This is a genomic window from Kosakonia pseudosacchari (assembly GCF_900184035.1).
GTDB classification, from domain to species: Bacteria; Pseudomonadota; Gammaproteobacteria; order Enterobacterales; family Enterobacteriaceae; genus Kosakonia; species Kosakonia pseudosacchari.
Genome location: NZ_FXWP01000013.1, coordinates 210,745 through 237,122, shown reverse-complemented (window position 1 = coordinate 237,122; position 26,378 = coordinate 210,745). Strand labels below are relative to the sequence as shown.

General features: G+C 54.9%; 29 protein-coding genes. 11 read left to right on the top strand and 18 right to left on the bottom strand.

Annotation, left to right across the window (positions count from 1 at the left end; all coding sequences use genetic code 11):
• Positions 1–191 precede the first annotated feature (191 nt).
• On the top strand, positions 192–938 hold the full coding sequence (gene dsbG / locus BN2591_RS11095; protein ID WP_017455862.1) for a thiol:disulfide interchange protein DsbG: 747 nt from the start codon (positions 192–194) through the stop codon (positions 936–938).
• Between the two features lie 30 nt (positions 939–968).
• Here dsbG and BN2591_RS11090 read toward each other — a convergent pair whose 3' ends face one another.
• Positions 969–2,129, bottom strand: coding sequence for a pyridoxal phosphate-dependent aminotransferase (locus tag BN2591_RS11090; protein ID WP_086871481.1), 1,161 nt, complete (start codon positions 2,127–2,129; stop codon positions 969–971).
• A 117-nt stretch (positions 2,130–2,246) separates the two neighbouring features.
• Here BN2591_RS11090 and BN2591_RS11085 point away from each other — a divergent pair, with 117 nt between their 5' ends.
• From BN2591_RS11085 to BN2591_RS11075, 3 genes are read left to right on the top strand one after another with little or no spacing between them, the layout of a single operon-like run.
• Positions 2,247–2,861 (top strand): methylthioribulose 1-phosphate dehydratase, encoded by a 615-nt coding sequence (locus BN2591_RS11085; protein ID WP_086871479.1) that lies wholly within the window; start codon positions 2,247–2,249, stop codon positions 2,859–2,861.
• Positions 2,858–3,547 (top strand): acireductone synthase, encoded by a 690-nt coding sequence (gene mtnC / locus BN2591_RS11080; protein WP_086871477.1) that lies wholly within the window; start codon positions 2,858–2,860, stop codon positions 3,545–3,547. The genes BN2591_RS11085 and mtnC overlap by 4 nt, the downstream gene beginning before the upstream one ends.
• Positions 3,544–4,086, top strand: a complete 543-nt coding sequence (locus BN2591_RS11075) for a 1,2-dihydroxy-3-keto-5-methylthiopentene dioxygenase (protein WP_086871475.1) — start codon at positions 3,544–3,546, stop codon at positions 4,084–4,086. Before mtnC ends, BN2591_RS11075 begins: the two co-directional genes overlap by 4 nt.
• 325 nt (positions 4,087–4,411) lie before the next feature.
• On the opposite strand, the gene BN2591_RS11070 is transcribed toward BN2591_RS11075, so the two are convergent.
• The 3 genes from BN2591_RS11070 to BN2591_RS11060 form a co-directional block, all read right to left on the bottom strand.
• Positions 4,412–5,062: an MAE_28990/MAE_18760 family HEPN-like nuclease gene (locus BN2591_RS11070; protein WP_086871473.1), complete on the bottom strand. Its 651-nt coding sequence runs from the start codon at positions 5,060–5,062 to the stop codon at positions 4,412–4,414.
• Positions 5,062–6,147, bottom strand: coding sequence for a DUF262 domain-containing protein (locus tag BN2591_RS11065; RefSeq protein ID WP_086871471.1), 1,086 nt, complete (start codon positions 6,145–6,147; stop codon positions 5,062–5,064). The genes BN2591_RS11070 and BN2591_RS11065 overlap by 1 nt, the downstream gene beginning before the upstream one ends.
• Before the next feature lie 75 nt (positions 6,148–6,222).
• Entirely contained in the window at positions 6,223–6,402 is a 180-nt protein-coding gene (locus tag BN2591_RS11060) for a hypothetical protein (protein ID WP_086871469.1), read from the bottom strand.
• A gap of 127 nt (positions 6,403–6,529) precedes the next feature.
• On the opposite strand from BN2591_RS11060, the gene BN2591_RS24880 reads away from it, so the two are divergent.
• The 4 genes from BN2591_RS24880 (at position 6,530) to BN2591_RS11045 (ending at position 7,955) form a co-directional block, all read left to right on the top strand.
• Positions 6,530–6,652, top strand: a complete 123-nt coding sequence (locus BN2591_RS24880; protein ID WP_279627232.1) for a hypothetical protein — start codon at positions 6,530–6,532, stop codon at positions 6,650–6,652.
• Entirely contained in the window at positions 6,642–6,959 is a 318-nt protein-coding gene (locus BN2591_RS11055; protein ID WP_086871467.1) for a hypothetical protein, read from the top strand. Before BN2591_RS24880 ends, BN2591_RS11055 begins: the two co-directional genes overlap by 11 nt.
• Positions 6,960–7,160: 201 nt before the next feature.
• Positions 7,161–7,430, top strand: a complete 270-nt coding sequence (locus BN2591_RS11050) for a type II toxin-antitoxin system TacA family antitoxin (protein ID WP_086871465.1) — start codon at positions 7,161–7,163, stop codon at positions 7,428–7,430.
• 3 nt (positions 7,431–7,433) lie between these two features.
• Entirely contained in the window at positions 7,434–7,955 is a 522-nt protein-coding gene (locus BN2591_RS11045; RefSeq protein ID WP_086871463.1) for a GNAT family N-acetyltransferase, read from the top strand.
• Positions 7,956–7,976: 21 nt separating this feature from the next.
• Here BN2591_RS11045 and BN2591_RS11040 read toward each other — a convergent pair whose 3' ends face one another.
• Complete coding sequence (locus BN2591_RS11040; RefSeq protein ID WP_086871461.1) at positions 7,977–8,195, bottom strand: helix-turn-helix domain-containing protein; 219 nt, start codon at positions 8,193–8,195, stop codon at positions 7,977–7,979.
• A 252-nt stretch (positions 8,196–8,447) separates the two neighbouring features.
• Between BN2591_RS11040 and BN2591_RS11035 the strand changes: the two genes are divergently transcribed.
• Positions 8,448–9,020, top strand: a complete 573-nt coding sequence (locus tag BN2591_RS11035) for a DUF1349 domain-containing protein (RefSeq protein WP_086871459.1) — start codon at positions 8,448–8,450, stop codon at positions 9,018–9,020.
• Between the two features lie 451 nt (positions 9,021–9,471).
• Positions 9,472–11,010, top strand: coding sequence for a methyl-accepting chemotaxis protein (locus tag BN2591_RS11030; RefSeq protein WP_086871457.1), 1,539 nt, complete (start codon positions 9,472–9,474; stop codon positions 11,008–11,010).
• 81 nt (positions 11,011–11,091) lie between these two features.
• Here BN2591_RS11030 and BN2591_RS11025 read toward each other — a convergent pair whose 3' ends face one another.
• The 7 genes from BN2591_RS11025 to BN2591_RS10995 all read right to left on the bottom strand — a co-directional run bounded on the left by BN2591_RS11025 (position 11,092) and on the right by BN2591_RS10995 (position 19,254).
• Positions 11,092–11,307 (bottom strand): hypothetical protein, encoded by a 216-nt coding sequence (locus BN2591_RS11025; RefSeq protein WP_244173000.1) that lies wholly within the window; start codon positions 11,305–11,307, stop codon positions 11,092–11,094.
• A 1-nt stretch (position 11,308) separates the two neighbouring features.
• Entirely contained in the window at positions 11,309–11,581 is a 273-nt protein-coding gene (locus tag BN2591_RS11020) for a MafI family immunity protein (protein ID WP_086871455.1), read from the bottom strand.
• Complete coding sequence (locus BN2591_RS11015; protein WP_086871453.1) at positions 11,578–11,916, bottom strand: SdpI family protein; 339 nt, start codon at positions 11,914–11,916, stop codon at positions 11,578–11,580. Before BN2591_RS11015 ends, BN2591_RS11020 begins: the two co-directional genes overlap by 4 nt.
• 154 nt (positions 11,917–12,070) lie before the next feature.
• A complete protein-coding gene (locus BN2591_RS11010; protein ID WP_086871451.1) occupies positions 12,071–13,732 on the bottom strand; it encodes a ShlB/FhaC/HecB family hemolysin secretion/activation protein in 1,662 nt (553 codons plus the stop codon).
• Positions 13,733–13,832: 100 nt separating this feature from the next.
• Complete coding sequence (locus BN2591_RS11005) at positions 13,833–18,008, bottom strand: beta strand repeat-containing protein (protein WP_086871449.1); 4,176 nt, start codon at positions 18,006–18,008, stop codon at positions 13,833–13,835.
• Positions 18,009–18,284: 276 nt separating this feature from the next.
• A complete protein-coding gene (locus tag BN2591_RS11000) occupies positions 18,285–19,055 on the bottom strand; it encodes a hypothetical protein (protein ID WP_086871447.1) in 771 nt (256 codons plus the stop codon).
• A 1-nt stretch (position 19,056) separates the two neighbouring features.
• Entirely contained in the window at positions 19,057–19,254 is a 198-nt protein-coding gene (locus BN2591_RS10995) for a hypothetical protein (RefSeq protein WP_086871445.1), read from the bottom strand.
• A gap of 183 nt (positions 19,255–19,437) precedes the next feature.
• Here BN2591_RS10995 and leuA point away from each other — a divergent pair, with 183 nt between their 5' ends.
• A complete protein-coding gene (gene leuA / locus BN2591_RS10990) occupies positions 19,438–21,108 on the top strand; it encodes a 2-isopropylmalate synthase (protein ID WP_086871443.1) in 1,671 nt (556 codons plus the stop codon).
• Here leuA and BN2591_RS10985 read toward each other — a convergent pair.
• From BN2591_RS10985 to BN2591_RS10960, 6 genes are all read right to left on the bottom strand, one after another.
• Positions 21,098–21,859, bottom strand: coding sequence for an AraC family transcriptional regulator (locus tag BN2591_RS10985; protein WP_086871441.1), 762 nt, complete (start codon positions 21,857–21,859; stop codon positions 21,098–21,100). The two genes, leuA and BN2591_RS10985, sit on opposite strands and share 11 nt — an antisense overlap.
• 62 nt (positions 21,860–21,921) lie before the next feature.
• Positions 21,922–22,668: an IucA/IucC family C-terminal-domain containing protein gene (locus BN2591_RS10980; RefSeq protein WP_086871438.1), complete on the bottom strand. Its 747-nt coding sequence runs from the start codon at positions 22,666–22,668 to the stop codon at positions 21,922–21,924.
• On the bottom strand, positions 22,655–23,449 hold the full coding sequence (locus BN2591_RS10975; RefSeq protein WP_086871436.1) for an ABC transporter ATP-binding protein: 795 nt from the start codon (positions 23,447–23,449) through the stop codon (positions 22,655–22,657). The genes BN2591_RS10980 and BN2591_RS10975 overlap by 14 nt, the downstream gene beginning before the upstream one ends.
• A 15-nt stretch (positions 23,450–23,464) precedes the next feature.
• Entirely contained in the window at positions 23,465–24,496 is a 1,032-nt protein-coding gene (locus tag BN2591_RS10970) for a FecCD family ABC transporter permease (protein WP_086871434.1), read from the bottom strand.
• Positions 24,486–25,472 carry a FecCD family ABC transporter permease gene (locus BN2591_RS10965; protein ID WP_086871432.1) on the bottom strand — a complete coding sequence of 329 codons (987 nt, stop codon included), beginning with the start codon at positions 25,470–25,472 and terminating at the stop codon, positions 24,486–24,488. Before BN2591_RS10965 ends, BN2591_RS10970 begins: the two co-directional genes overlap by 11 nt.
• Entirely contained in the window at positions 25,469–26,377 is a 909-nt protein-coding gene (locus BN2591_RS10960) for an ABC transporter substrate-binding protein (RefSeq protein ID WP_086871430.1), read from the bottom strand. Before BN2591_RS10960 ends, BN2591_RS10965 begins: the two co-directional genes overlap by 4 nt.
• Position 26,378: the final 1 nt, after the last annotated feature.

The following is a 26,378-nucleotide window of genomic DNA, read 5'->3' as shown; positions in this document are numbered from 1 at the left end:
CTGAAATACCCGTGGGTAACTTCAGCGCCAGCAAGCTGGCTTTGCGTTGCGCTCATAACCTGTTGGTCATCAAGCGTCGTTGATTACACCACTGCAGGCAGATGAGGACAATGCTTTCCCCGGCGGTCTTACCGATGGTTGTGATAGGTTTTCTCTACCTTGCTCTTTCCCCCTGTTTTATAAGGAATTTTATGCTCAAGCGCCTGTTAATGCTGACCCTGCTCCCGCTGACTCTGCACGCCGAAGAACTGCCCGCGCCAGTAAAAGCCATTGAAAAGCAAGGCATCACCATCATCAAATCCTTCGACGCGCCCGGTGGTATGAAAGGCTACCTCGGCAAATATCAGGAAATGGGCGTCACCATTTATGTCACGCCGGACGGCAAACACGCCATCTCCGGCTATATGTACGATGACGCGGGCACCAATCTGAGCGAAAAGTTGATCGCCAAAGAAATTTACGCCCCGGCGGGCCGTGCGCTGTGGCAGCAAATGGAAAAAGCCGACTGGCTGCTGGATGGCAAAAAAGAGGCACCGCGCGTGGTGTACGTATTTGCCGACCCGTATTGCCCATACTGCAAACAGTTCTGGCAGCAGGCGCGCCCGTGGGTGGAATCCGGCAAAGTGCAGATCCGCACGCTGCTGGTGGGCGTGATCAAACCGGAAAGCCCGGCGGCGGCGGCGGCCATTATGAGCGCCAAAGATCCGGCGAAAAGCTGGCACGACTTTGAACAATCCAACGGCAAAATGGCGCTCACGCTGCCGAAAAGCGTACCGCCGGAAATGATGAAAAAGCTCAATATCAACCAGAAAATCATGGACGATCTCGGCGCGAACGCCACGCCTGCCATTTACTACATGAATGAAGACAATGTGTTACAGCAGGAAGTGGGTTTACCGGACGCGGAAAAACTGAAAACGATTATGGGCGAGAAATAACGGCGGCGCGGGTGGCACCGCCGGGAAGCGTTACAGCTTACACAGGCGCTCTGCCGCCGCCCGCAGCGTCGATTCCTGTTTGGCGAAGCACAGGCGAATGAGTTTGTGCGGGAAGGGATCGGCGCAGAACACCGACAGCGGGATCGCCGCCACGCCCACCTCTTTTGTCAGCCACTGGCAGAAGCTCACGTCATCCAGATCGGAGATCGCGCTGTAATCGGCCAGCAGAAAATACGTGCCTTCGCACGGCAAAATCTCCAGTTTGCTGCTCGCCAGCGCATTGACCAGCACATCGCGCCGCGCGCGGTAAAACTCCGGTAACTCACGATAATGTTCTGGTTCGGCGCGCAGCATATCCGCCAGCGCCAGTTGCGCCGGGGTATTCACGGCAAAAGTCAGATACTGGTGCACTTTGCGCAGCTCCGCGCTAATGGCGGCGGGCGCTACACAGTACCCCACTTTCCAGCCGGTCATATGGTAGGTTTTGCCAAATGACGACACCGCCACCGCCCGTTCGCGCAGTTGCGGATGCGCCAGCACGCTGGCATGCCCCTCTTCGACAAAACAGATGTGCTCGTAGACTTCATCGCTCAGCACATAGATTTCCCGTTCGGCAATCGCCTGCCACAACGCGGCGAAATCCGCCTTTTGCCACACCGTCGCCGACGGGTTGTGCGGCGTGTTCAAAATCACCAGCCGCGTACGATCGCTGAGCTGCGCGGCAAACTGCTGCCAGTCGACGCGAAAATGCGGCGGTTGCAGCGCAATGCGTTTCAGCACCCCGCCGGAAAGCTCCACCGCTGGCGCGTAACTGTCGTAACTCGGATCAAAACAGATCACCTCATCGCCCTGGCGCACCAGCGCGGTGATTGCCGCGTACAGCGCTTCGGTCGCCCCGGCGGTCACCGTAATATCGGTGTTGGCATCCGGTTTATGGCCGTACAGCTCCGCTGTTTTATCAGCAATCGCTTCACGTAACGCCTGCACGCCGGTCATCGGCGCGTACTGATTCGCCCCCTGCGCCACATGAAACGCCAACCGCTCCTGCAAATAGCGCGGGCCGTCGAAATCCGGGAAGCCCTGCGACAGATTAATCGCCTGGTGCTGCTGCGCCAGGGCGCTCATTTGCGTGAAGATGGTGGTGCCAAGTGCGGGAAGTTTACTTTGTGGAATCAGTGCGTTATTGCTCATTGTTGTGTGCCTGCTTGTCATACGCGTGTTGCCGCCACTATAACACGATGCTAGTATTTGGCAATCAAGACGCTTAGACGTCTATACGATAACAATATTCCTTATTAAGGAAGTGCGATGACCGACAACCTGCAACTCCAACAACTCGTCGCCGCCTGCCACTGGATAGGCGCCAAAGGCTGGGCGCCTGCCACCGGCGGCAATATGTCCGTACGCCAGGATGCCGACTGGTGCTGGCTGAGCGAATCCGGCAAAGACAAAGGCAGCCTGACCACGGCGGACTTTTTGCAGGTTTCCATTGCCGATAACCATGCCCCTTCCGGGCGTAAACCCTCGGCGGAAACCGGCCTGCACACCCTGATTTATCGCCTCTACCCGGACGCCAACGCCGTGCTGCACGTGCACACGGTGAACGCAACGGTGCTGTCGCGCGTGGAGAAATCCCCTGCCCTGCTGCTGAACGGTTTTGAAATGCAAAAATCGCTCAGCGGCCAGACCACGCACCTGGACACCGTGCCGGTGGCGATTTTCGACAACGACCAGGATATCGACGCGCTGGCGGCGCGCATCGCTGACTATGCGCAGACCCATCCGTTGCGCTATGGTTTTCTGCTGCGCGGCCACGGGCTAACCTGCTGGGGGCGCGATGTCGCCGAAGCCCGCCGTCACCTGGAAGGGCTGGAATTTTTATTTGAATGCGAAATGCAGCGTCGCCTGCTGGAGAAACCATGATCCGCGCTATCGTTACCGATATTGAAGGCACCACCAGTGATATCCGCTTTGTGCACAACGTCCTGTTTCCTTACGCCCGCGAACGCCTGGCGGCGTTTGTCACGGCGGAGCAGTACAACGAACCGGTCAGCACCATTCTTGATAACCTGCGGGAAGAGATCGCCCAGCCAGAGGCCAGCACCGCCGAACTGATTGAGGTGCTGTTTGCTTTTATGGATGAAGATCGCAAATCAACGGCGCTGAAAGCGTTGCAGGGCATTATCTGGCGCGACGGTTATGTAAATGGCGATTTCAAAGGGCACCTCTACCCGGACGTGTTGCCCCAGCTTGAGAAATGGAAAGCGCAGGGTATTGATCTGTATGTATATTCCTCGGGCTCCGTTGCAGCGCAAAAACTGTTATTTGGCTACAGCGACGAAGGTGATATTACTCCTCTGTTCAGCGGGTATTTCGACACGCTGGTTGGCGCGAAACGCGATGTGCAGTCGTACCGCAATATTGCGGCGCAAATTGGGCTGCCGCCTGCCGCCATTTTGTTCCTCTCCGATATTCACCAGGAGCTGGATGCCGCCGAAGCGGCAGGGTTTCGCACCACGCAACTGATTCGCGGCGATGATGACGCAGCCAGCCATCATTACCAGGTTCCCTCTTTCAGCAACATTCAGCCGGAGCAGATCCCTTCATGAGCGCACTGACGATTTACACCGATACCGATGCCAGCACGCCGGTGTGGCACAGCACCGACGGCGCAGAGATCCAGCAAAAACTGAACGCCAAAGGCGTACGTTTTGAACGCTGGCAGGCCGACCGCGATCTCGGCGCCAACCCGACGCCGGAGACGGTGATCACCGCTTATCAGCACGCCATCGACAAACTGGTGGCCGAGAAAGGTTATCAGAGCTGGGATGTGATCAGCCTACGTGCCGACAACCCGCAGAAAGAGGCGATGCGTGCCAAGTTTCTCAATGAACATACGCACGGCGAAGATGAAGTGCGCTTCTTTGTGGAAGGCGCAGGGCTGTTTTGCCTGCACATCGGCAGCGAAGTTTATCAGGTGCTGTGCGTAAAAAACGACCTGATTTCCGTCCCCGCCGGAACTCCGCACTGGTTTGATATGGGCTCAGAGCCAAACTTCACCGCCATCCGGATTTTTGATAATCCCGAGGGGTGGATCGCGCAGTTTACCGGCAGTGAAATTGCAGACGGGTATCCGCGGTTGGCGTGATAAAAATATATTTATCTTGTATGCCTGTTTTTACTCATAGTAAAGACAGGCAAAATGCAGTTCCAAAATGCCTCCAAAAAGAATAAAAAAATATCAAAGCAATTTTACAATCAAGCACCGCTTATATAAAACCAATCATCATTATAATATCTACAACTATTTAACACTTGTTAAAAACAAGTCCAATAAATATATTAATCTTATAAATACATTTGAAATCTTACAATAAAAAATAACCATCAGAGTAATTATAAAAAGGCCATCAAAAAATTAATGATAGCCTAATATAGTAAAATCTAATAAATCACAAAAAAAACATCCACTGCTATACAACATCTTTTTTAAGGTAACTTTGTTGACAGCAAATATTTTCTATGTCTGTTTTATACTTCTCCATCAATACGATTACTTTATCTGTTAATCCAGACATCATCTTATAATCAATGAGGAGTTTTTCACCATGGGCAATACCATTGCGATTACTCACTAATGATTCATCAATATAAGGATAATAATCCTTATAAAAAGAAGTATCTACACCAATAGATTTAGCAATATTATCAAAAACCACTGAACTTAAGTTTGACTCTGTGTCAACGTAATTTTCATGTTTTATTTTCGCCACATCATTACCTTTGGCAAAAATTGCTTCCAACAACCTAACTGAAGTAATTACGTCTTTAGTTTGTGCAAACCCATATATTTCATTTTTAAAGAAATGAGTAGCATATACATATTCTAAAAGGCTGACGTTAATCCTTTGAAAATTTAAAAACTGAAGAAAAAACTCTGTGGCTTGCTTCACGAACCCTTCCCAATGAGAGTAGCTCATCGCAACCCCAGCCCTAATCAAAGTATTTTGAAGTGCTCCACTCTTGTCTTTAGCCTGTATACGTAAGTGAGAAATTTCAACTTTCCTCCAGGCTAATTCATTTGTTAGAGCTCTACTGAGCTGTTCTAGAGTTCTTATCTCCATTAGCTAAACCACCTAGCTGCATTAGGAAGCGTATTAATTAGCCGTGTAGAGGCAGTAACACCCGCCTTGGCATATTTAATAAAATCATCCATTTGCCATAAGCCTTTTATTTTATCAACAATGTACTTCGTATTATGCCCTTCATATATATCAATATTAGTGGCAATACCGTGCGTAATTACTTCGAAACTCGAAATAAGAAAATTTCTTGAAAATGAAGTGCCATCATATTTTTTGAAAGAATCTTGTCCGGCACTTTTTTCCAAAACAGAAAGCGTCCTCTTAAAAATTTCCGCCTCACTGTCAATATCATATTGCTCATCTTTACTCATATCATAAACAACAGAGCTTAACCATTCATTGATATCTACACTTCTATCATATTGCTTATAACGATATGCCAAGAACCTTAAAACTAATTCAATTGGTTTTTGTTCGAGTTTTGCTTTCTCTGTTTGAAGGTTAATATTGACAAACGCTGGATATTTGCTCAGCTCTTCAATTTTGTTGAAGAAAGCAGGATTGATCATAATCATGATACAATTTCGAACTTCTTGTGGTGTCAGAGATGATCCTCCGGTATTCAACCGTTCAAAAAGATCAAATTTAGTTTTTTCATCACTCTCTTTCTTTAGAATCTCAACTCGGATCCGCGAGCGTTCAAAATCCAGACGAACTGATAAAGGTAGTTTTTCATCAGGATTGACCGCATCCCATTTTAAACCATCGAGCGAAGGTAAAGCTTTAGTCCCAGAAGGAATAAAAAAATCTTTAATTTTCCCATCACCGTCTTTCAGAACTCCTGCAAATTCAAAAATTGTTGATAATCGTTGTAATCCATCAATAACTTCCCAACGACCATCTTCACTAGTAAAGACGAAAATTGGTGGAATAGGAATGCCAAGCAATAAAGATTCAATAAACCGTGTTTTCTGGGACTCGTCCCAACGATAAAGACGCTGATAAACAGGGTTTATTACCATCTCCTCTCTTTCATATATCCTAATTAACTCGCCGACAGACATGTCAAATCCATCTTTAATTATTTCTCTTTTAGCTTCATCTAATTCTTTCAATAGGCTCATAATTTTTTCCTTAAATGAGTGGTTATTATTAAAATATCAATGCCAGATTTTATAAAAAAACAGATTTATTTTATCTCATTCCTTTAGCTCAATCCCTTTCGCCTGCAACTCTTTCCTGATTATCCGCTTAATCCACGCAGAAAGCGTTGCATCTCCATCCGCTTTCAACGCCTGCTGCATTGCTTCTTCCAGCGCAGGTTCTACACGCAGCGCGATCTGTTTATTGCCCTTTTTTTTGAATGATACGGTTGACATGTGTCAGACACCATTTTAGAGTAGCGATGTGAGCAAGTGTATGACACTTGTCTTACGAAATCAACGAAGCCCACAGGTGCTACCAACACCTGCGGGCCTCTAACCACATCATTACTGGAGGTAATGTATGGCTGTAGCCAATGGTATCACGCATGGGTATTTAAAGCCCAACCCCTTCTCTCTTAACGCTTTTGTTTGTCTTTCTGCTGTTCTTTTCTCCGCTTTGCCGGAGGTGCGCTATGCTGCCTGACACCGATATTCTCTCTTCCGAACTGCGCGATATTTTTCGCAAACTGGATACCTCAAACCTGAGCGAAGAAGAGATGCTGCAACTGGCGAACGGGTGCGAAGACCACATCGCCGGGCTTTGCCACGGTCTGCACTTTTTGGGCAAAACCTTCGTCACCTTCGCCGACAGCGACGTGCTGGAGTTTTCCCGCGAAAGTCTCTGCCAGTTAGGTCATGGGTTAAAAGCCACTGCAACGCTGCTTCCCGCGCTGATGGAACTTCATCAAATGACTGAACGAAATATCGCCGCAGAAGAGTTTCTGATCTAACCCATACGGCTCCCACGATGCGCAGTTAACGCTTTTGGGAGCCTGCTCGGTTTTTCATTTTCCACGCCTTGCGATAAGCCCCTTTTTTGCGTTGCAATGCGCGCTGTCCACTCTTATCCTTTTGTACGGATTAAATCCGTACATAACTGACAAGATGATTGGCAGATCTGGATAAAGCAGGCTGCCTGGGAGAGTACCGATATGCCCGCAGTGAAAAAGCAGCGCATCGATCTGCGATTGACCGACGAGGATAAAAAAATGATTGAAGAAGCGGCGGCAATGACCAACCAGACGATAACCCAGTTTCTGGTGAGCAGCGCCTCGGAACGCGCCGCAGAAGTGATTGAACAGCATCGCCGCCTGGTGCTTAGCGAGGCGTCGTGGAACCGGGTAATGGACGCTATCGAAAATCCACCTGCACCAAACGATAAACTTAAACGCGCCGCAAAACGTCTGCAAAACAGGGAGTGAACCGTGGACAACCTGACCATTGAGATGTTCTCAGGAGAGACAGCGTATGAAACCGGCGGTTTTGATTGTGGTGAGGTCTCGCTCAACACCTTTTTAACCCAGCATCTCAAGCGCCAGCACGACGGAAAAATTTTACGTGCCTACATTTTGCAAACGGCAACGGCCAGGCCGCGTGTTTTCGGTTATTACACGTTGTCGGGCGGCAGTTTCGAGAAAGCGCAACTGCCTACGAAAACGCAGCAAAAAAAGATGCCCTATCGCACTGTGCCCTGCGTCACTTTAGGTCGTCTGGCTGTCGATAAAACACGCCAGGGAAACGGCTGGGGAGAGATGCTGGTCGCGCATGCCATGAAAGTGGTTTACAACGCTTCACTTGCCGTTGGTGTGCATGGGTTATTCGTCGAAGCGCTCACAGACAATGCGAAAAAATTTTATGAAAAGCTGGGCTTCATACCGTTAGCCGAAGGCAACCCGCATTCGCTGTTCTATCCGACAAAATCGATTGAGCGGCTCTTCACAGAGTGAACGCTCTGCAGCCATAGCGAATTACCCTATCCCTTTCACTATCTCCTCTGGCTCCAGCCCTACCAGTCTCGCCAGGTGGACAAATTCCACCACAACCAGCCTTCTCTCGATTTTGGCGATAAAAGATTGCGGGCGACCGAGCGCTTCGGCGAGTCGCACCTGCGTGCTCCCCCGTTCTTTACGTGCTTTTTTAAGCGCCGTGATGACGCACTGATACTCTTTCGAATAGATATAAGCCACTTGATCACCTCCTTTTGACTAAGCCAAAACCCATCTTTCTAAAAGCCTTCATTCATCAATGGGATAATCGAAAAGGTCGTTTTCTGGAGCGCTGTGTTTTACGGGTAAAAACGATTTCTCATTATTTTCACAATGCCTTTGTTACGACGAAACATTTGTGATCCCTGCGGAATACGCCGCACCGCGCACTGGCAATCTCCTTCGTCACCAGCAACACTCTGTAAGCCGCCAGCACACATAAAGGAGCAAAACATGTCGGATGATTTTTACTGGATTAACGAACCGCAGCAGTGGTGCGAAACGCAGGGCAAAGTGGAAGTGGTGACCGATGGGCATACCGATTTCTGGCGCAAAACCTGGTACGGGTTTGAGCGCTTCAGCGGCCACGGTTTTGTGCGCGATGTGGTGGGTGATTTCACCTTTCAGGTGCGGATTCAGGCGCGCTTTTCCGCGCTGTATGACCAGGCGGGTGTGCTGTTGGTGGCGGATGAGCAGAACTGGTTAAAAGCCGGGATTGAGTTTAACGATGGCGCGCCCGCCATCGGCAGCGTGCTGACGCAGGGGTATTCGGACTGGGCAACCGGTATTTTCCCCGGTGACGCGGGTGATTTCTGGCTGCGCCTGAGCCGTAAAGGTGATGCGCTGCGGCTGCAATACTCTACCGATGGTCGCGTCTGGCCGCCGCTGCGGCTGTGTCATTTTCCGCATTCGCGCTGTGCGGTGGGCGTAATGTGCTGCACGCCGGAACGCAGCGGGCTGGAAGTCGCGTTTTCAGAAATGGCGCTCACGCCGTTGCTGGAAAAAGATCTGCACGATCTGAGCTAGTTTCGCCGCCACACGGCCAGTTAATCAGCGTTTTTCTCCATCCGGTGACCAGGGCAACCGCAAGCGACACATCTGCGTTTCGGTTGCCTGCCTTTTAAAGACCATAAACAGCAAGAAACATCGCATTTCGCATTATTTTTATCATAAGTAATTTGCTTTACTACACGATATTTCAGCACCACTAAATCATTAAGTTAAATAACAGTAACAATACAGGATATATTATTATTTCACTCGCCTTCGCATGCCGATATATTATATAAATGCGCGCACAACCAAATTCCCAAAATGGCTTAACGATTGTATTTCATAGCCATTTTTAACATTACTTAACGGGCTAATTAAAAAGCCAAATCCAGATCTCTTTTTATAAAAAACACCATGAAGGTTTCGCTTTAGTCGCCGATAAAAATAATGTTCACCCTGGATATGGATAGTGCCTGAGGCCGTTATGACCATTTTAAAGAAACTGCTATTTGTTTTTGCCATTACCTTTATTGCCATGATTTTGCTTGGCGGTTTAAGCATCCGTGCGTTAGACAAAGCGCAAGAGCGTTTTGACTACGTTGTGGATAACAGTCTGCCCAGTATCAGCAAGCTCAGCGAGGCGCTCCAGCACCGCGAAGAGGCGCGTCGACAGATCCTGATGTCGCTACTGATAAGCGATGAAGCGGTGTTTATCAAACATATGACGCAAGCGAAAGATGAGCTGAATAAAACCAACGAAATATTTAAATATTATCGCGAGCACCTTGTTAGCGACGATATGGATGGCCAATTATTGAAAAAAACCCAGGACTCGTTTGATGATTATCTGCAAAAAGCGGAGTCGATGGTGAATGTCTACCACAGCGAAGGTATTGAAGCGGCACGAAAAATGGTTTCGGATGGCGGGATTACCGCCAATGCGTCTGTCGCGTTGAGCGCTAATTTAAAAGAGATGCTGGTGCATAATTATAATATCGCCAGAACTTACGCTGAAAATAACCATGCGCAATATATCAATACATTCTGGTTACTGGTGGGAACGATTATCTTTTTGCTGGCATTAATTGGTGTATTTGCCACCACTATTCTTAGTTATTTAAATAAAGGCTTAAAAAGCCTGCAAAATAGTATGGGAACCATTAGTAACACGTTGGATTTAACCGTTGAGGTGGATCTCAAGAAAAAAGATGAACTGGGCGCAACCGCCGCCAGTTTTAATGCGTTGATGGCAAAAATCCGCGAAGTGCTGAGCAGTGTGAAAGACGCCAGCAACGAAGTGGATGTCGCAGCGAGCGAAATCGCCAAAAGCAATGATGACCTATCATCCCGCACCGAATCGCAGGCCTCGTCGCTGGAGCAGACCGCCGCCAGCATGAACGAATTGTCAGCCACGGTGCGCCACAATATGGACAATGCCCAGGAGGCGAACGCCTTTATCGGTCGCGTACAGTCGATGGTGAATGAAAGCCACCGCGAACTCAGTTCGCTGCAAAAATCGATCGACGATATTTCGGCTTCGTCGGCGAAAATCTCCGAAATCACCGACATTATCGACGGCATCGCCTTCCAGACGAACATCCTCGCGCTGAACGCGGCAGTAGAAGCCGCCCGCGCCGGTGAGCAAGGGAAAGGCTTTGCGGTGGTGGCTGGCGAAGTGCGATCGCTGTCGCAGCGCTCCTCGGTGGCGGCGCGCGATATTCGTGGTTTAATCGATGAAGCAATCAAGAATGTCGGCCAGGGCGTCAGCTATGCGGCCAACGTGACAACACGGATGAACGAGGCGCTCGGCGCGGTGGATGAAACCACGGTGCTGATAAACCAGGTGAATAACTCTTCAACCGAGCAGAGCCACGGTATTGAGCAGGTTAACGTGGCGGTCAGCCAGATGGAGGGCAACTTGCAGCAGAACGCCGCCATGGTCGAAGAGATGGCCACCGCCGCGAACTCGCTCAGCCACCAGGCCGGTAAACTGCTTAACGATGTGAATGCCTTTAAGCTGTAATGACGATGCCGGGAAACGCTCATGCTTCCCGGCCATTACCATGACCCTAACGCTTCAGGTAAATGGCTCACAAACGCGGTTTTATCGGCTGGATAGCACCGCGATAACTCGATAAACATCATCTGCGCTTAGCGCTTGCCGTTCAGCGGCAACCTGATCCAGCGCGTTGATGGCAGCACCCTGATCCCGCCGGTTTTCACCAGTAAACTTAAGGAAAATGGCTAAATCGGCAACCACTTTCGCCAGCGCGATTTCACCGCTCCTTATAGATGCATTTTCAGTTGTTTCGGCGTACATATTACGAAGCGGAACCGTCGCCTTTCACAATCAATTCTTTCATATGTTCAATACTGAAAGTCCCCCATTTACCGCCGTAGTCGTTAAAAATTTCAACGGCGAGGCGGTACTCCTCTTCGCTGATGGGCGCGTCTTCTTCGACGATATAATCGCAAATCGTTTCAAACGCTAAACCACTCTCATCGTAATCGACATATTCAATGGCAAAGCGCAGTTTCTCTGCATCAACACGCCCGGCGAAACGTGCGCCAAAGGCCTTGATACCTTCGCTCATGACGATCCTCTCTTCTCCCGCGATGCGTTAATCAGTGCGCAGATCTCCGGCACAGATACCGCCAGCAAAAACAGCACGATGCGGGTGGTTGCGTTATCCGCGTTTTCACGCCAGTGATCGGGCAGCGCCGGAAAGAGAAAAAATCCTGCACCGCAGGCAAGCATCACCTTGCCAAACGGACGATTCGCCCGATACCAGGCCGCGTCATCCCGCAAGGTCAGCGCGGTACGCACGCCGTAAAAACGATTGGGTTCGATTCGCTGTCGCGCCAGCGGAGTGGCGACTGCCATTAACACCCGCATCCCGACGCTGAGGGAGAGAAAAATGTCGTTCATTGCAGGCTCCTGATGCTGAGCAGACATATTCTGTGGCGAAACATGATGTTCCCGACAACGGCAGAAAGCAACGGCTATGCCTGAGCGGGATAGCGCTGTTTTTAGTGGAGGGAAGAAGCCCGCACACCAGACGGTGCGCGGGAAAGTGCGAGGTTTAGAAGAAGGTCAGCAGGCTGAGGTTAAAGCGGTTGTCCTGCGATTCGCCGCTTTGATTACCGCGTGCGTACTCCAGCGTCAGCATCGCACTGTTCGGGCTTGCTGCCTGGCTGGCGCTCAGGCGCAAACCGGCACCGTATGCGCTACCGTGCACCTCTTTTTTCTCCAGCGCCGTCGGTTTCGCCTGGCTTACGGAACCGAGCGAACCGAAGACGTATGGCATTACCGCGCTACCCAGGTCTGGTGCCCAGGAAAACGCGCCGAGCGGCTGCGGCAAGCCCACTTCAGCACGCGCTGCCAGGGCACTGTCGCCGCTGACCGTGCCGGAATCAAACGCCGACAGCCACGTACTGCCGCCAAGTGAAGCCTGCTCAGAAGATGGCAACGCCTGGTCAAACGAGGTCTGCGCCAGGCCAGAAAGCGAGAGCTGTACCTTGCCATCGACTAACGGCTGGCTGTAATTCATGGTCAGCTCCAGCTTCTGGAAATCCGGATCGGCCCCCTCTCTGCTCATCGGCAGATCGGTAGTCCCGTGGCGGGCGCCCAGGCCATCGATACCAAAAGAGGCCGTCAGGCTGGAGGCGAAACGCGCGTCAAAATTGGTGGTGTAATCCATCGACTGCGCCAGGCGCACAATGCGCAGGCGATCGTCGGTAAATGGCACCTCATTGTTATTGAACTGCAAATGCTGCGTTTCGTTTTGCACATCCAGCGACAGCAAGGTCGACGTGTTGAAATCACGCGCACGCACCCAGTGGTAGCCGACACGCGATGACAGACGCTGGAAGTGATCGCGCGAGGTCAACCCGCTGTCGGTTTTCGGTTTCGTGCGGCTGTCCACCCCTTCGACGTTCATCCACAAACCATCAGTACCCAGCGGCACGACCACGCCGAGCGCCCACTGGCGGTTACGCGGCTGCGTATCGGTAAACGGGTTATCGCCGCGCGGGTAGCCGTTCAGGCGCACGTATACCTGCTCGCCAAAGCCCGTCAGGTTATTAAGCTGGCCGCCAAGCCCGAGTGAGTACTTACCCAGCTCGTCAGAAAGACCGTTATCAAAGGTCACCAGCCCGGCAACCGGATCGTAGCGACCATCAACAATCAGCACCGTTGAACCCGGTTTGCTGCCCGGTTTGAGGGTCGATTTCAGCATCACACCCGGCGTGTCACCTGCCAGCAGCAAACGCCGCTCCAGCGCTTTACGGGTTAAATGTTTCTCGCCTACCAGCGGTTGCAACAGGCTTTCCACCCGGCTGCGCGCGGTGTCCGGCAGCGCAGAGGCATCCACTTTTTCCACATAGCCATCGGTAATCACCACACGCAGCGGCGCACCATCTTTGAGTTGTTGCGGCGGCAGGCTGACGCGCGCCAGCAAGTAACCCGCCTTGATATACGCGGTTTCCAGTTCCTGCGCGGCGGCAAACAGATTCGCGGCAGAGACACGGCGGCCTTTGACGCGCGACTCAATGCGCGCCGTTTCGCTGGCTAATTGCGGGAAGCCACCTTCAACCCGCAGACCGGCTGGCGTGACAAACAGTTTTTCCGCGCCGTTCGGCGCAGTGAGCCCGGTGGTGGCAGGCAGCGTAATGCCGCCGCCGGTGTGCTGCTGAACCGGCGCATACGAGGGTTGCACCAGTTGACCGGCGCTGGGTGCTGCCATCACGGCTCCCGCGTGTAAGCTCGCGGCGATACTCAGGCTCAGCAATGTCGGTGCAAAAAGTGAAGATTGTGAAAATAAACGCATGAGTTATCTCTTATTTTTACTTGCCGGAGCAGGAAAGGGCTAAATCCGCGCCCATGGAACAGACCGCACCCGCCAGGCGAGGGTCGGCCGTGGCGATAACCGTGTTATCCGCACTGCCAGCGCTGCTGGCATCATGGGTTACCAGCATCGTGTTACCCGTCAACTGACGCGTCACATCCTGCGCCGAGACACGGTTGCCAATGGTGGCGGCTAACGGTGTTGATACCGGTGTTTGTATCGGGGTTGGCGTCGGCGTGCCAGTCTGCGGGTTCACCACAAGCGTGCCGTCGATATAGTTGATGATGTAGTTATCCAGCCCGTTACCGCTGGCGTTGGCTGCAACCACCGCATAGCTGCCAGCAACGGCAGTACGGTCTGCGCCATCACTAGTGACATCAACATGGCTAATGGCATCGCTGTTCAGCAGGCCGCTTGCGCTATAGCCCAGTTGCACGGTGTTACCGGCCGTTTTGCTGCCGCTATTCGCGGTGATGGTCAGCGCGGCAGGCGTCACGTTCAGCGAGCCGTTGTAGCTAATAACGTAGTTGGACAAACCGCTGCCGGTCGCGTTACTACCGTTGATGCCGTAACTGCCAACATTAGCCGTCGCCGCTGCACCTGCGCTGTTCAGCGCCACACCGGTCACCGTGTCGCCATTAAGCAGGCCGAGCACGCTATAATCGCGGAGGCTGACAAGGTCGCCATAGGTTTTGCTGGCGTTACCCGCGTTGATCACCAGTTGCGCTGGCGTCACGTTCAGCGAACCTGCGCCGTAACTGATGGTGTAGTTCGACAAGCCGTTACCGCTTGCATTGCTGGCGTTAATGGCATAACTGCCCACGCCTGCGGTGATGGCGGCACCGGCGCTGTTAAGGGCGACATTCGTTACCGTATCGCCGTTTAACAAGCCCACAATGCTGTAGCCACTTAAATTCGCCGCACCGCCGTAAACCTTGCTGGCGTTATCGGCGGTGATGGTCAGCGCAGCAGGTGTGACGGTCAGATTGCCGTTGTGATAGACAATGTTGTAGTTGGACAAACCACTGCCGCTGGCGTTACTCCCCGTAATGCTGTAGCTGCCAACGTTAGCCGTGGTGGCAAAGCCCAGGCTGGTATAGGTCAAGCCATTGACGGTGTCTCCGTTAACCAGGCCTTGCGCGGTGTAATTCACCAATCCCGGGAACTGCCCGTACACTTTACTGGCGTCAGCCACGTTGATGGTCAGCGTGGCTGGCGTTACCGTGGCGCCCACGCCCACAATGCTGGCTGGCTGCCCGTTAGGTTTAAGCGCACTGATACCGGTGGTGTCCAGTGCATAACTACCCACGTTATCGGTGCTTCTCAGCCCGTTCGTCAGGCTGCCGCTGATGGCATTCCAGAACCCGGCGCCGTAGTAAGTCGTAACCGGGTTCGTACCATAGATAGCAGTCTGCGCCACACCAACAATACCGGACACGCCGAAAAGTGCCGGCGTGGCGGAACCGGTGGCCGGTGCCCAGACTTTATTATCCAGCCCGATAAAATTCGCGCTGTTGTTCATTTGCGCGGTAGTTAAACCGGTGATCGCTTCCGTTCCATTGGCACCGCGCCCAATGCCTGCCGCGACGTTATCGCTATTCCAGTAGAGGTTGCTCTGCGTTCCGCTCCCGCTTTTGGAACCCACTACCCCACCTATCGCGCTGGGTGTGGAGGTGACGTTGATGGTGTTGGTGGCAATACCGCCGCTGATCGTTCCGGTGTTACTGCCCGCCAGCCCGCCTGCCTGCGCGTTCAAACCGGCGTTAATCGCGCCGGAGGAGTAGACGTTAGTGATACTCCCGGCGTTATTCCCCACCAGCCCGCCGACATAGCCAATCGCGCCGCCCATCCCGCTGCCGGTCACGCTACCGGACGCGTAACTGGCGCTGATGGTGCCGCCCGCCATGTTGTAGCCGGTCAACCCGCCGACATACTGCAAGCCGTTGCCGCTGGTGCCGGAGAGGTTCAGGGAGCCGTCGAAATAACTTTGCGTAATGTTTTTGCTGTTCTGCCCGACCAGGCCGCCCCAGTAAGACCAGTTAGAGCTGTTCGTCGCGCTAATTGACGCGCCCGAACGGCTGTAGGAGATCTGCCCGGCATTGTTACCCACCAGCCCACCCATATACGCGGTGGCGTCGGACGAACGGGTTAATGAGCCCAGCACCGTAGAATAGGCGATGGTGCCGGTGTTATAGGCCGCCAGCAGCCCGGCGTAGAACGGCGATGTCGAAGAGGCGGTAAGCTGCGCCGAGTTGAGCCCCATGTTACGGATGGTGCCGGTGTTATAGCCGAACAAGCCAACATAGGTATCGGCGCTGTTAATGGTCAGGCTAGAGATGGTGTGCCCAAGCCCCGTGAAGATGCCACTAAATGGCGCGCTGGAAGAGACGCCAACCAGTGAAGACGTGTATGTATTACCAATGGCAAGAATGTTTTGCGCCAGCGCGTATTTGCCGCCAAGCCCGGTGCTGTCAATGGCATCGAGATCCGCCATCGTACGGATCAACGTGTAATTCTGCCCGCCAATGGTTAATGACGCATTCGCGCCAGGAATGGTTATCTGTTTGCCGGAGAGCAGCGTGTAATCTTTGCCGATGCCATAGTTCAGTGCCAGGCCCGCGTTCGCGCCGGTGGCCGAGATATTACCGTTGAGAATGATATTGCCTGCCGCCGCCAGCGTTAGGGTGGTATCGGTCGTCCAGCCAAGGTTGGTGGCAAGCGTGATGTCGCCATTCTGGCTGCCGGTTGAGCCGGTGGAGACCGTGACGTTGGCGGTAGAGAGCGCGTTTTGTAACGTGGTCACGTTAATAATGCTGTCGTCCGCGCTGGCGCTAAAGCCGGTGCTGCTGTCAGCCGCCGTGGAGATCACCACGTTATGCGGGTCGAGCAGCAGGTTGCCGAATTTACCGCTTTGCGCAGAGAGATCGGTGCTACCGGTATAGGCCAGTTTGGCTTTACCGGAGACTTCCGCTTCACCGCCTTTGCCGGTGCCCGCGCCGCGTGCGCTGATTTTACCGCTGAACGTCGTCTGGTTATCCGACCACACCACCACATCGCCGCCATTGCCCTGGCTTGTGGCATCTGCCGTGATCCGGCTGGCGCTGTCGATGTGTGTATTCGTTGCGCGTTGCGTGCTGCCTTTGCCCTGGCGCTCGCCGCCAATGTTAATGTTACCGCCGCCGGTTTTGCCGGAAGCGTCGATTTTCGCGCCCGCCAGCGTAATGTTATCGCCGGTAACGGTGATTTTTCCGCCCGCGCCGTCGCTTGATTTCGCGCTCAGCGTGCCGGAAAGCGCCACATTGCCGCCTTCGCCGCCGCCAATCACGATGGCGCCGTTCTGACCGCTGACGCTGTCGGCTTCCACCACGCCGCTCAGGTTGATGGCATTACGCGCCGCATTGCGCGCCGAGGCTGCCGTCATCACCACCGAACCGCCCTGGGCCGACACAGTACCGCTGTTTTGGATCAGCGCCTCTTTCACGCCGGAATTGCCCGGTACAGCAACCTGCAAGAAGCCGTCGCCGGAGAGATCCAGCGTGGCAGATTCCCCCGCCCCCAGCCCCACTTTGCCGACCGGGACATTAATCAAGCCGTCGTTTTTGACGCTGCCGCCAATCAATGCCGCATAACCGCCGCGCCCGACGCTTATCACGCCTGCGTTGCTCACTTCAGCCGATGAACCGTTGCCGGTAAAGACGCGCTTCCCTTTGAGGAAGTCTTCATCTTTGATATCCAGCGTCGAGGCAACAAAGCCGCCGCCGGTTTTTACTGTGCCGCCCGGCGTAATGGCGATGCCGTTCGGGTTCACCAGGTAAACCTGACCATTGGCGGTTATCGAGCCGGCAATGGTGGATTTTGTTGCGCCAGTGACGCGGTTAAGAATGGCGGAGGAGCTGCTCGGCTGCACGAAGTCGACCGAATTGCCCTTGCCGACGGAGAAACTGTTCCAGTTAACAATCGCGGTATTGGAGTGCTGGTTCACCGTGACGGCGGAACCATTTTGCCCAATGGAAACCTGCCCCGCCGCGACGTTCGCGCCAGTGGGCAACTCGCCCGCCAGCGCCGGTGCGGCGCAAAGTGCACTGACAAACAACGCGATAACACGTTTTGTAAAAACCGGTGGCGTATTACGGCCCTGGTGCTGAACTGAAGATAAGCAAAACGATGATGTCATGAGCATCATTCCTGTGATAGCAAGAAAGTAATGGGGTGTTTACTCGCAAGTTGCTGTTTGCAAAGCAACGTTACATCCCTTGCAGATCAACATGTCTGAGCTGTCGCTATCGCAGAATTATGTAAATGCGCCGTAACAATAGGGTTATCGTCACCTTAAGATAAATCTTTATCATTTCGGATACATCTCGTTGCATATTTTCACAAATGAAAATAAGGGATTGATTAGCAGGATATTCTGCCGGGTGCAGCGCGCTGACCCGGCCAGTCTGCGTGGTTAATCCTGAGGAGGCACGCGATTGATCCCCATCGCCATCACCTGTGCCGGGTCGAACAGCGACAAACTTTCCACCTGCGAGAGCAGCAGCACTTTGCGGAAATCGAGCGCCGAGCGGGGTTGTGAAGCGAGATCAATATTGTGTGCGTCATACCACGCGCTGTAGTTGTGTTCGACATGCAGATCGAGGGTACTTTCATCGCGATAGCCGCTGAGCATCGGGATCAGCACAATGTTATTGGCGTCGCCGCTATCAAAGGTGGCGGTATGGATCATGCCAATGTAGATGCGTTGCGATTTGAGCGTGATCCACGCCAGATCGCCCTTTTCCATACACTGATAAATCAGCCCTTCCACGCCGTTGGCGCGCGAAAGGTGTTTATACAGTTCGCGGCGGCCGTTGCTGTCGAGCCTGGCGCTGCCGGACCAGTTTGAGCGCCACAGGCAAAACAGCACCGCAAACGCGAGCATAATCACCACCGGTGCCTGGATGCCTAAAAAACTCCAGTTCATAAAACTCATGTGCAGGTGGTGTTGCTCCGGGCCAAACACCGCAGGCCAGGCGTTCATCACCGCAGAGGTGATCAACAGGCACAGCCACAGTAACCCGGTCGCCAGAATCCCCTGTAATACAAAAACGCAGCCATACAGCGCCACGAGGAAGTAGACATCCCAGCCGAAGCTGCGTTTGAATTTAAAACGGGTGGAGAGATCGTGCGAGGTGTACCAGTAGCCGCAGACCATCAACACCATAAAGATTGCCGTTCCCATGTCAGGCCCTCTTTAACGCGTCGACGTGGCGTTTGAAATCTTCCTGCACGCGCTGGCAATGGATATTCACCGAAGTGTTGCCATCGGCATCAACCACAATACGTTCGCCATCTTCAATAGCGTCCTGAATTTCACTGTGGCTCATCACCTGCAACAGTCTGTCCGGGCTTGCGAATAATGAATACAACATTTTTTTCATCTCTTACCTCCGCAGCCAAGTATAGAAACCCTGTCGCGCGTAAGGCGTTTTTCATCCGGATTCTTACTGCCGCACGGCTTTTCGATCAGGTTGTCACTTTTACGCAATACCTTGTCCGTTGCGCGGGGGCGACGCAGGGTCGCGGCGTGGAAACTGAAACCACACCCTGCGGAGACCCGAAAAATGTTAACGACCCCTGCTGAAAAATATCAACGCCACAAACCCTTAGCGCTGCGTGATCGCCACTGGCCGGATAACGCGCTGACCCATGCGCCGCGCTGGCTCTCCACCGATCTGCGCGACGGCAATCAGGCGCTCGCTGAGCCAATGGACGCCACGCGTAAGCTGAAATTCTGGCAACTGCTGCTCGACTGCGGCTTTAAAGAGATTGAAGTGGCGTTTCCGTCCGCCTCGCAAACGGATTTCAATTTCGTGCGCCAGTTGATTGAGGAACAACGGATTCCGGACGATGTGACCATTCAGGTATTAACCCAGGCGCGGGAAGAGTTGATTACCCGCACCTTTGCTGCGCTGCAGGGCGCGAAACGCGCCACCGTGCATCTGTATAACGCCACCGCGCCGGTGTTTCGCGAGCAGGTTTTTCGCCAGAGCCGCGAGGAGATCGTCGCGCTGGCGGTCAACGCCGCGCGGCAAATTCGCGGCCTTTGTGAAAACGCGCCAGAAACCGCGTGGGTTTTCCAGTACTCACCAGAAACCTTCTGTTTTACCGAAGCGGAGTTTGCGCTGGCAATTTGCGAAGCGGTGGCCGATGTCTGGGAGCCATGCGCAAACCGGCCGATGATCATCAACCTGCCCGCCACGGTGGAAGTGAGCATGCCGAATGTGTATGCCGACCAGATTGAGCACTTTTGCCGCCACTTCTCGCGTCGCGAACAGGTGTGCATCAGTGTGCATACCCATAACGATCGCGGCACCGGGATTGCCAGCGCCGAACTGGCGCTGCTGGCGGGTGCGGAGCGCGTGGAAGGTTGCCTGTTTGGCAACGGCGAGCGCACCGGTAATGCCGACCTGGTGACGCTGGCACTGAATCTCTATACCCAGGGCATCGCGCCGGGGCTTGATTTCAGCCAGATGAAAAAGGTGGTGGAGATCGTTGAAGAGTGCAACCAGTTGCCGGTGGCGCCGCGTCATCCCTACGCCGGGGAACTGGTGTTCACGGCCTTTTCCGGTTCGCATCAGGATGCGATTAAAAAAGGCTTTGCCGCGCGGCAAAACAGCTCGACCGCGTTCTGGGAAGTGCCTTATTTGCCGCTTGATCCGGCAGACATTGGCTGTAGTTATGAAGCGGTGATCCGCGTCAATAGCCAGTCCGGTAAGAGCGGTGCAGCGTGGCTGCTGGAGCAGAACCACGGCCTGAATTTGCCGCGCAAACTTCAACAGGAGTTCAGCCAGCATGTGCAGGAGGCGGCAGATGCGAACGGCAAAGAGATGTCGCAAATGGAAATCTGGAATCTGTTTCGTCAGCACTACGGGCTGGTGGAGCGCCCGCCGCTGCAACTGATTGAGTATGTCTGCACTAACCAGCCGGGGCAGCGCACCACCTTACAGGCGGAGATCGTGTGCCTCGATAAAAAATTGAAACTGGACGCCAGCGGCAACGGCTTTCTTTCCGCCGCCATCACCGCCCTGTGCCGCAGCTTGCAGGTGGAGATCAACATTGAGAGCTACCACGAACATACGCTTGGCAAGCACAGCGACAGCCGCTCGGTGGCGTATGTCTGCTGTGAGAATACAAACGGCGAACGTGCCTGGGGGGTGAGCATTGATAGCGACATCACTCGCGCATCGTTGCAGGCGGTGCTGAATGCCGCACAGCCCTTCATTACGAGGTGAAGTAATCGCCGGGCGGCACGCCCATCACCCGGCGAAACATGGCGCTGAATGCGCTGGGGTTGGCATAACCGCACTCCAGCGCCACCTGCGTGACCGGCTCACCCTGCGCCAGCCGGGTTAACGCCGCCAGCAAACGCGCCCGGCGTAACCATTCGCTGAACTGTAACCCGGTTTGCTGGTAGAAATGGCGCGACAACGTTCGCCCGCTCATGCTGACCTGGCGGGCGGCGTTTTCCAGCGTCCACTCACCCGCCGGATCGCGTCGCACCGCGTCACAAAGCTGCTTTAACCGGGCGGAAGTGGGTTCCGGCAGGCAAAACGGCAGCGTATTCATCAGGCGGATTTCATCCAGGATCAGTTCGTAAATGCGCTCCGCGCGGCTGCCTGCCTGATACGCCTGGGGCAATTCCAGCGCATTCAGAATCAACGCCCGCAGCAAATCGCTGACGCGCACCACCTGGCAAACCACCGGTAAATCCGCCCGCGCCAGCGGTTCGACAAACACCCCGCGCGCCTGCACTTCGCCGTCAATTCGCAGCGCGTGAGACACCTGCGCGGGTATCCACACGCCACGGCCAGGCGGCACAATCCATATACCCTGCTGCGTTTCCACGCGGATCACCCCGCTTAAGGTGTGAATCAGTTGATCGCATGGATGGGTATGCCAGTGCTCATGCTCCCCGTGCCGGTAATCATGGGCGTAGGGGATCACCGCGCGGTGGGAAAAATCGAGGGCGAATGTCTGTTTCACGGCGTGACCGTTGTTATTTTGCAGGGTGACATTACCTTAATCACCGCCGCGCTCGCTGTCATTTATTTCTCCCGGCACAGCGGGCAGTTGTGGCAATACTCCACCGGCGTTGAGGCTTTGTAATAAAAACAGCAGGTGCGGCGAAAACGCACCATCTTACCCGCCGCGTTCTTTTGCGCAGGCCGGCGAAAGCGCTTCAGCGGATTCCAGGGCGCGGCAAATAGATCGGGCGCGGCGGCGTCCAGCAGCCAGGCGAAATCCGCCTGCTGGCGCTGCGCTTGCGGCGCATTCAGCCCCTCCATTCGCCCCTGGTAGAGCGAGTAAACGCGCACGGCGGTGTTTTCCCAGAGAATCGCTTCCGGCAAACCGCTGACCCGCGCCAGGCTCTGCCACAACGGCGCTAAATAATCGCGAAACAGCGCGCCAACCACCGTTTCGCGCCACGCGTCGCGCTGGCCGGGAAGGTAATGCGTTACCGTGACATCCACCGGCAGCGACGAGCTCCACAGCCCGTTGTCATGCGCATACTCCAGCCGGCTGTCGTGCAGGGATAACGGCAAGCCTTTATCAAACACGCTCATCGCGTACAGCACATTCCCGGTCGCCAGAAAGGCCAGCCGTTTGGCGAGCAGCGACGCGGCAATCGCCAGATCCGGCGCGCCAGTCAGCGGCATCACCCGCACTAACAGCTCGCGACAGGTTTGTGCATCCAGCAGCGCGTTGGCCGGTATGCTGCGCGCATCGGCTTGTGATCGCGAACACAGGCGAAAAACGCGTTGCAGATACGAATGCTCTTCAACCGTCAGCATCTGACGCTCCGGGAAATGGAATGCATAACGGCGTATGGAAAAAGGGATCGTCGATGATGCGACAGCGCAGATTAAACACGTCGCTGACCAGCGTTTCGCTCATTATCTGTTGCGGCGCGCCTTCGGCATAAACGCGCCCGTCATGCACAGCGACCAGATGATCGGCATAACGGCAGGCGAGGTTAAGATCGTGCAGCACCATCACAATGGTTTTGCCCTGCTGCCGGTTGAGCTGACGCAACAGTTCGAGGATCTCAATCTGGTGCGCCAGATCGAGATAGGTGGTCGGTTCGTCCAGCAAGAGGGTGTCAGTGGCCTGCGCCAGCGTCATGGCAATCCACACGCGCTGGCGCTGTCCGCCGGATAACGCATCCACCGGGCGATGCTGCAACGCGTCGGTTCCCGTCAGGCGCAGCGCCGCATTCACCTGCTGCTCATCCTCTTGCGACCACTGGCGCAGCCAGTTCTGATAAGGAAAACGCCCCAGGCTCACTAACTGGCGCACCGTGATGCCCTCCGGGGCGACAGGCGTTTGCGGCAAAATGGCCAGCTTGCGGGCAATCTCCGCCGTATTGCTGGCGTGAATGTCCAGTCCATCGAGAATAACGGTGCCGGATTGTGGTGTCAGCAAGCGCGCCATGGCTTTGAGCAGCGTACTTTTGCCGCAGCCGTTGCTGCCAATCAGCACCGAGACTTTCGCGCCAGGCAGGGTTAAATCCAGCGCGTTAATCACTTCCCGCTGTTGATAGCTGACGCTCAGCTTTTGCGTTGAGAGAGACACATTTTCCCCATCAGATTACGTCCGCTGCCGAATCAGCAGCCACAAAAAGAACGGCGCACCGGCCAGCGCCACAAAAATGCCGGCCGGTAAATCAGCCGGGCGGAATAGCGTTCTGGCGAACAGGTCGGCGATAACCACCATACTGCCAGCGCTGCAAACGGTGACAAACGCCTGGCCGAAAAAGCCCTGGCGCACCACAAGCCTTGCCAGGTGCGGCGCAATCAGCCCGACAAAGGCCATCGCCCCCACCTGCGCAATCGCCCCGCCGGAGAGCACCACACAGCTTAGCAGTAACAGCACTCGCAGCGGCTGCACCCGAACGCCAAGCCCGATGGCAAGCGCGTCGTCCAGTTGCAGGGTTTTCAGATAACGAGCCAGAAACAGCAGTACCGGCACCGCCCAGACATACACCGCCAGCAGGCGTAGCACTTTATCCCAGGTGGCGGCATAGACGCTGCCGCTCAACCATACCCAGGCGGAAAAGGTGGTGGTCAGCGGGCTGAACACCAGCACCAGCGTCACCACCGCGCCCGCCAGCGCGGAAACACCCACGCCGGTGAGAATCAGCCGCAACGGCGTCAGACCTTTGCGCCACGACAGCAAAAAGATCAGCCCGACAGCGCAGGCCGCGCCGCCCATCGCCGCATACGGTAAGGGCGCGCTGCCATAGCGCAGGCTGAAAAAGGAGAGCCACAGCAACGCACCGGCACTCGCCCCGGCGGTCACACCGAGCGTATCCGGCGACGCTAACGGGTTACGCACCAGCGTTTGCAGGATCAACCCGGCAAGCCCCAGCCCGCCGCCCGCCAGCATCGCCAGTGCCACGCGCGGCAGGCGCAACTGGTGCAGAATAAAACTGTGCGCGCTGGCGTCAGGCTGCACCAGCAGCCGAAGCGTTTGCGCCAGCGAGAAAGCCACATCGCCAGTGTTCAATGCCACCAGCGCGACCAGCAAAGTCATCGCCGTACAGCCGAGTAATAGCGGCAGTAAACGCCGGGAGTAGTGGCGGGAAAATGGCCCGCAGCGCAAAAGCTGGCTATCCGGCATGGTTCCCCCTGCGTTGCGCCAGCAGAATAAAAAACGGCGCGCCCATCAGTGCGGTCATCACACCAACCGGTAACTCCTGCGGCAGGATAACCACGCGCGCGGCGATGTCTGCGGCCAGTAACAGTAACGCGCCGAGCAGCGCACAGGCCGGAAGCGTCCGGCGCAGGTCGCTGCCAAATAACTGGCGCGCTATATGCGGCACCATCAGACCGACAAAACCGACATTTCCCGCTAATGCTACGGCACAGCCCGCCAGCCCCACCACCAGCATGCTCGCCAGCAGGCGCACCAGCGCGATATTCAGCCCCAGCCCACGAGCAATCTCTTCTCCGGCGTTGAGCACGTTCATCTGCCCGGCGAAAAAGCAGGCGGCAACCACCAGCAGCGCACCGGGAAGCAGCATCGGGTACACATGCTGTACATCGTTACCCGCCAGGCTACCTGCCAGCCAGAACAACATGGTGTCGAGGCTTTCCTGATCGATAACGAGAATGGCCTGGGTAAACGCATTACACAGCGCGGTGATCGCCACGCCCGCCAGTACCAGCCGCAGGGGATTAAGCTGCCCGTTGCTGACTTTACTGGCAAACCACACCAGCGTGCCGGTGGCGCAGGCCCCGCTAAAAGCCAGCAACAGCGTGCTCCACGGATCGCCGACGGCGAAAAAACTGCCTGCCAGCACAATCAACAGCGCCGCGCCCGCATTAACACCAAACAGCCCCGGCGAGGCCAGCGGGTTGCGGGTCAACGCCTGCATCAACGCGCCCGCCACGGCGAGAAATGCGCCAACGCCAACCGCCAGCACTGTGCGCGGCAGGCGCGAGGTGCGAATAATGATATCCACCGCGCTGCCAGGATCGGCATGCAGCAGCGCCTGCGTCAGTTGGGTGAGCGAATAAAACCGCGCGCCAGTCATGATGCTGAGCACCATCAGCGCCACCAGCAGCAGCCCGCAGAGCAGAAAACGCCCGCTCATACATGCCCCCGGTTGAGCGCCTGTTCCACATCATTGAGCATCTGGTTAGCGCCAAGAATGCCGCCGGATAAGCTCCACGGCACGCTGTCCACCTCCCACAGTTGCCGCGCTTTCACCGCGCGCAGTTGCCGCCACAACGGGTGCGCCGTCAGCGTGTGGTACTGGCGCGTGATGGCCGGGCTGCTGGTCCGCAACAAAATAAAAAACAGATCGGCATCCAGCAGCGGAATATTCTCCATGCTGGAAAAACGCAACGAGGCGCTGTGTGCCTGCATGGCCTGCGCATTCCAGGCAAATCCCACTTCGGACATCACCGAGCCGGGAAAGCTGTTCGCCACATAGCTGCGAATGTGGTCAGGACGTATTTCAATCACCGACACCTGCGGCGCACGTTGCCCGGCAAAGCGCTGTTGCATCAGGCTGCGCAGTGCGGCAATACGCGCATCCCAGCGCTGGAGCAGTTGCGCGGCAGTGCTGGTTAGAGCGAGTTTTTGCGCCACCGCCGTCAGCGTTTTTTTGAATTCAAAGACATCGTCCAGTAGCGTAACAGGGGCGATTTTCGCCATCAGCGGCGCAACATCCTGGTGGCGAAAGCGGGAAGCGAAAATGATATCCGGTTTAAGCAGCGCGATTTTTTCCAGCGCAGGCTGCGTCTCCAGCCCCAGTTGCGGCACGCCGGAAAGTTGCGGGCGTAAATAGCGGTACACCGGTTTTTCCGCCCAGGATTCAACAATGCCGCAGGGCGTAACGCCCAGCGCGGCCAGGCTGTCGGTTGCCCCCTGAAACAGAGAAACCGCGCGCGGTACGCCGGGTCGGGCAAACAGCAATGGTGAGACACTGCACAACAGTAGCGCCTGTAAGCTGCGTCGGCGCGAAAGCGAGAAAGCGAGTTCGTTTTTCATCATC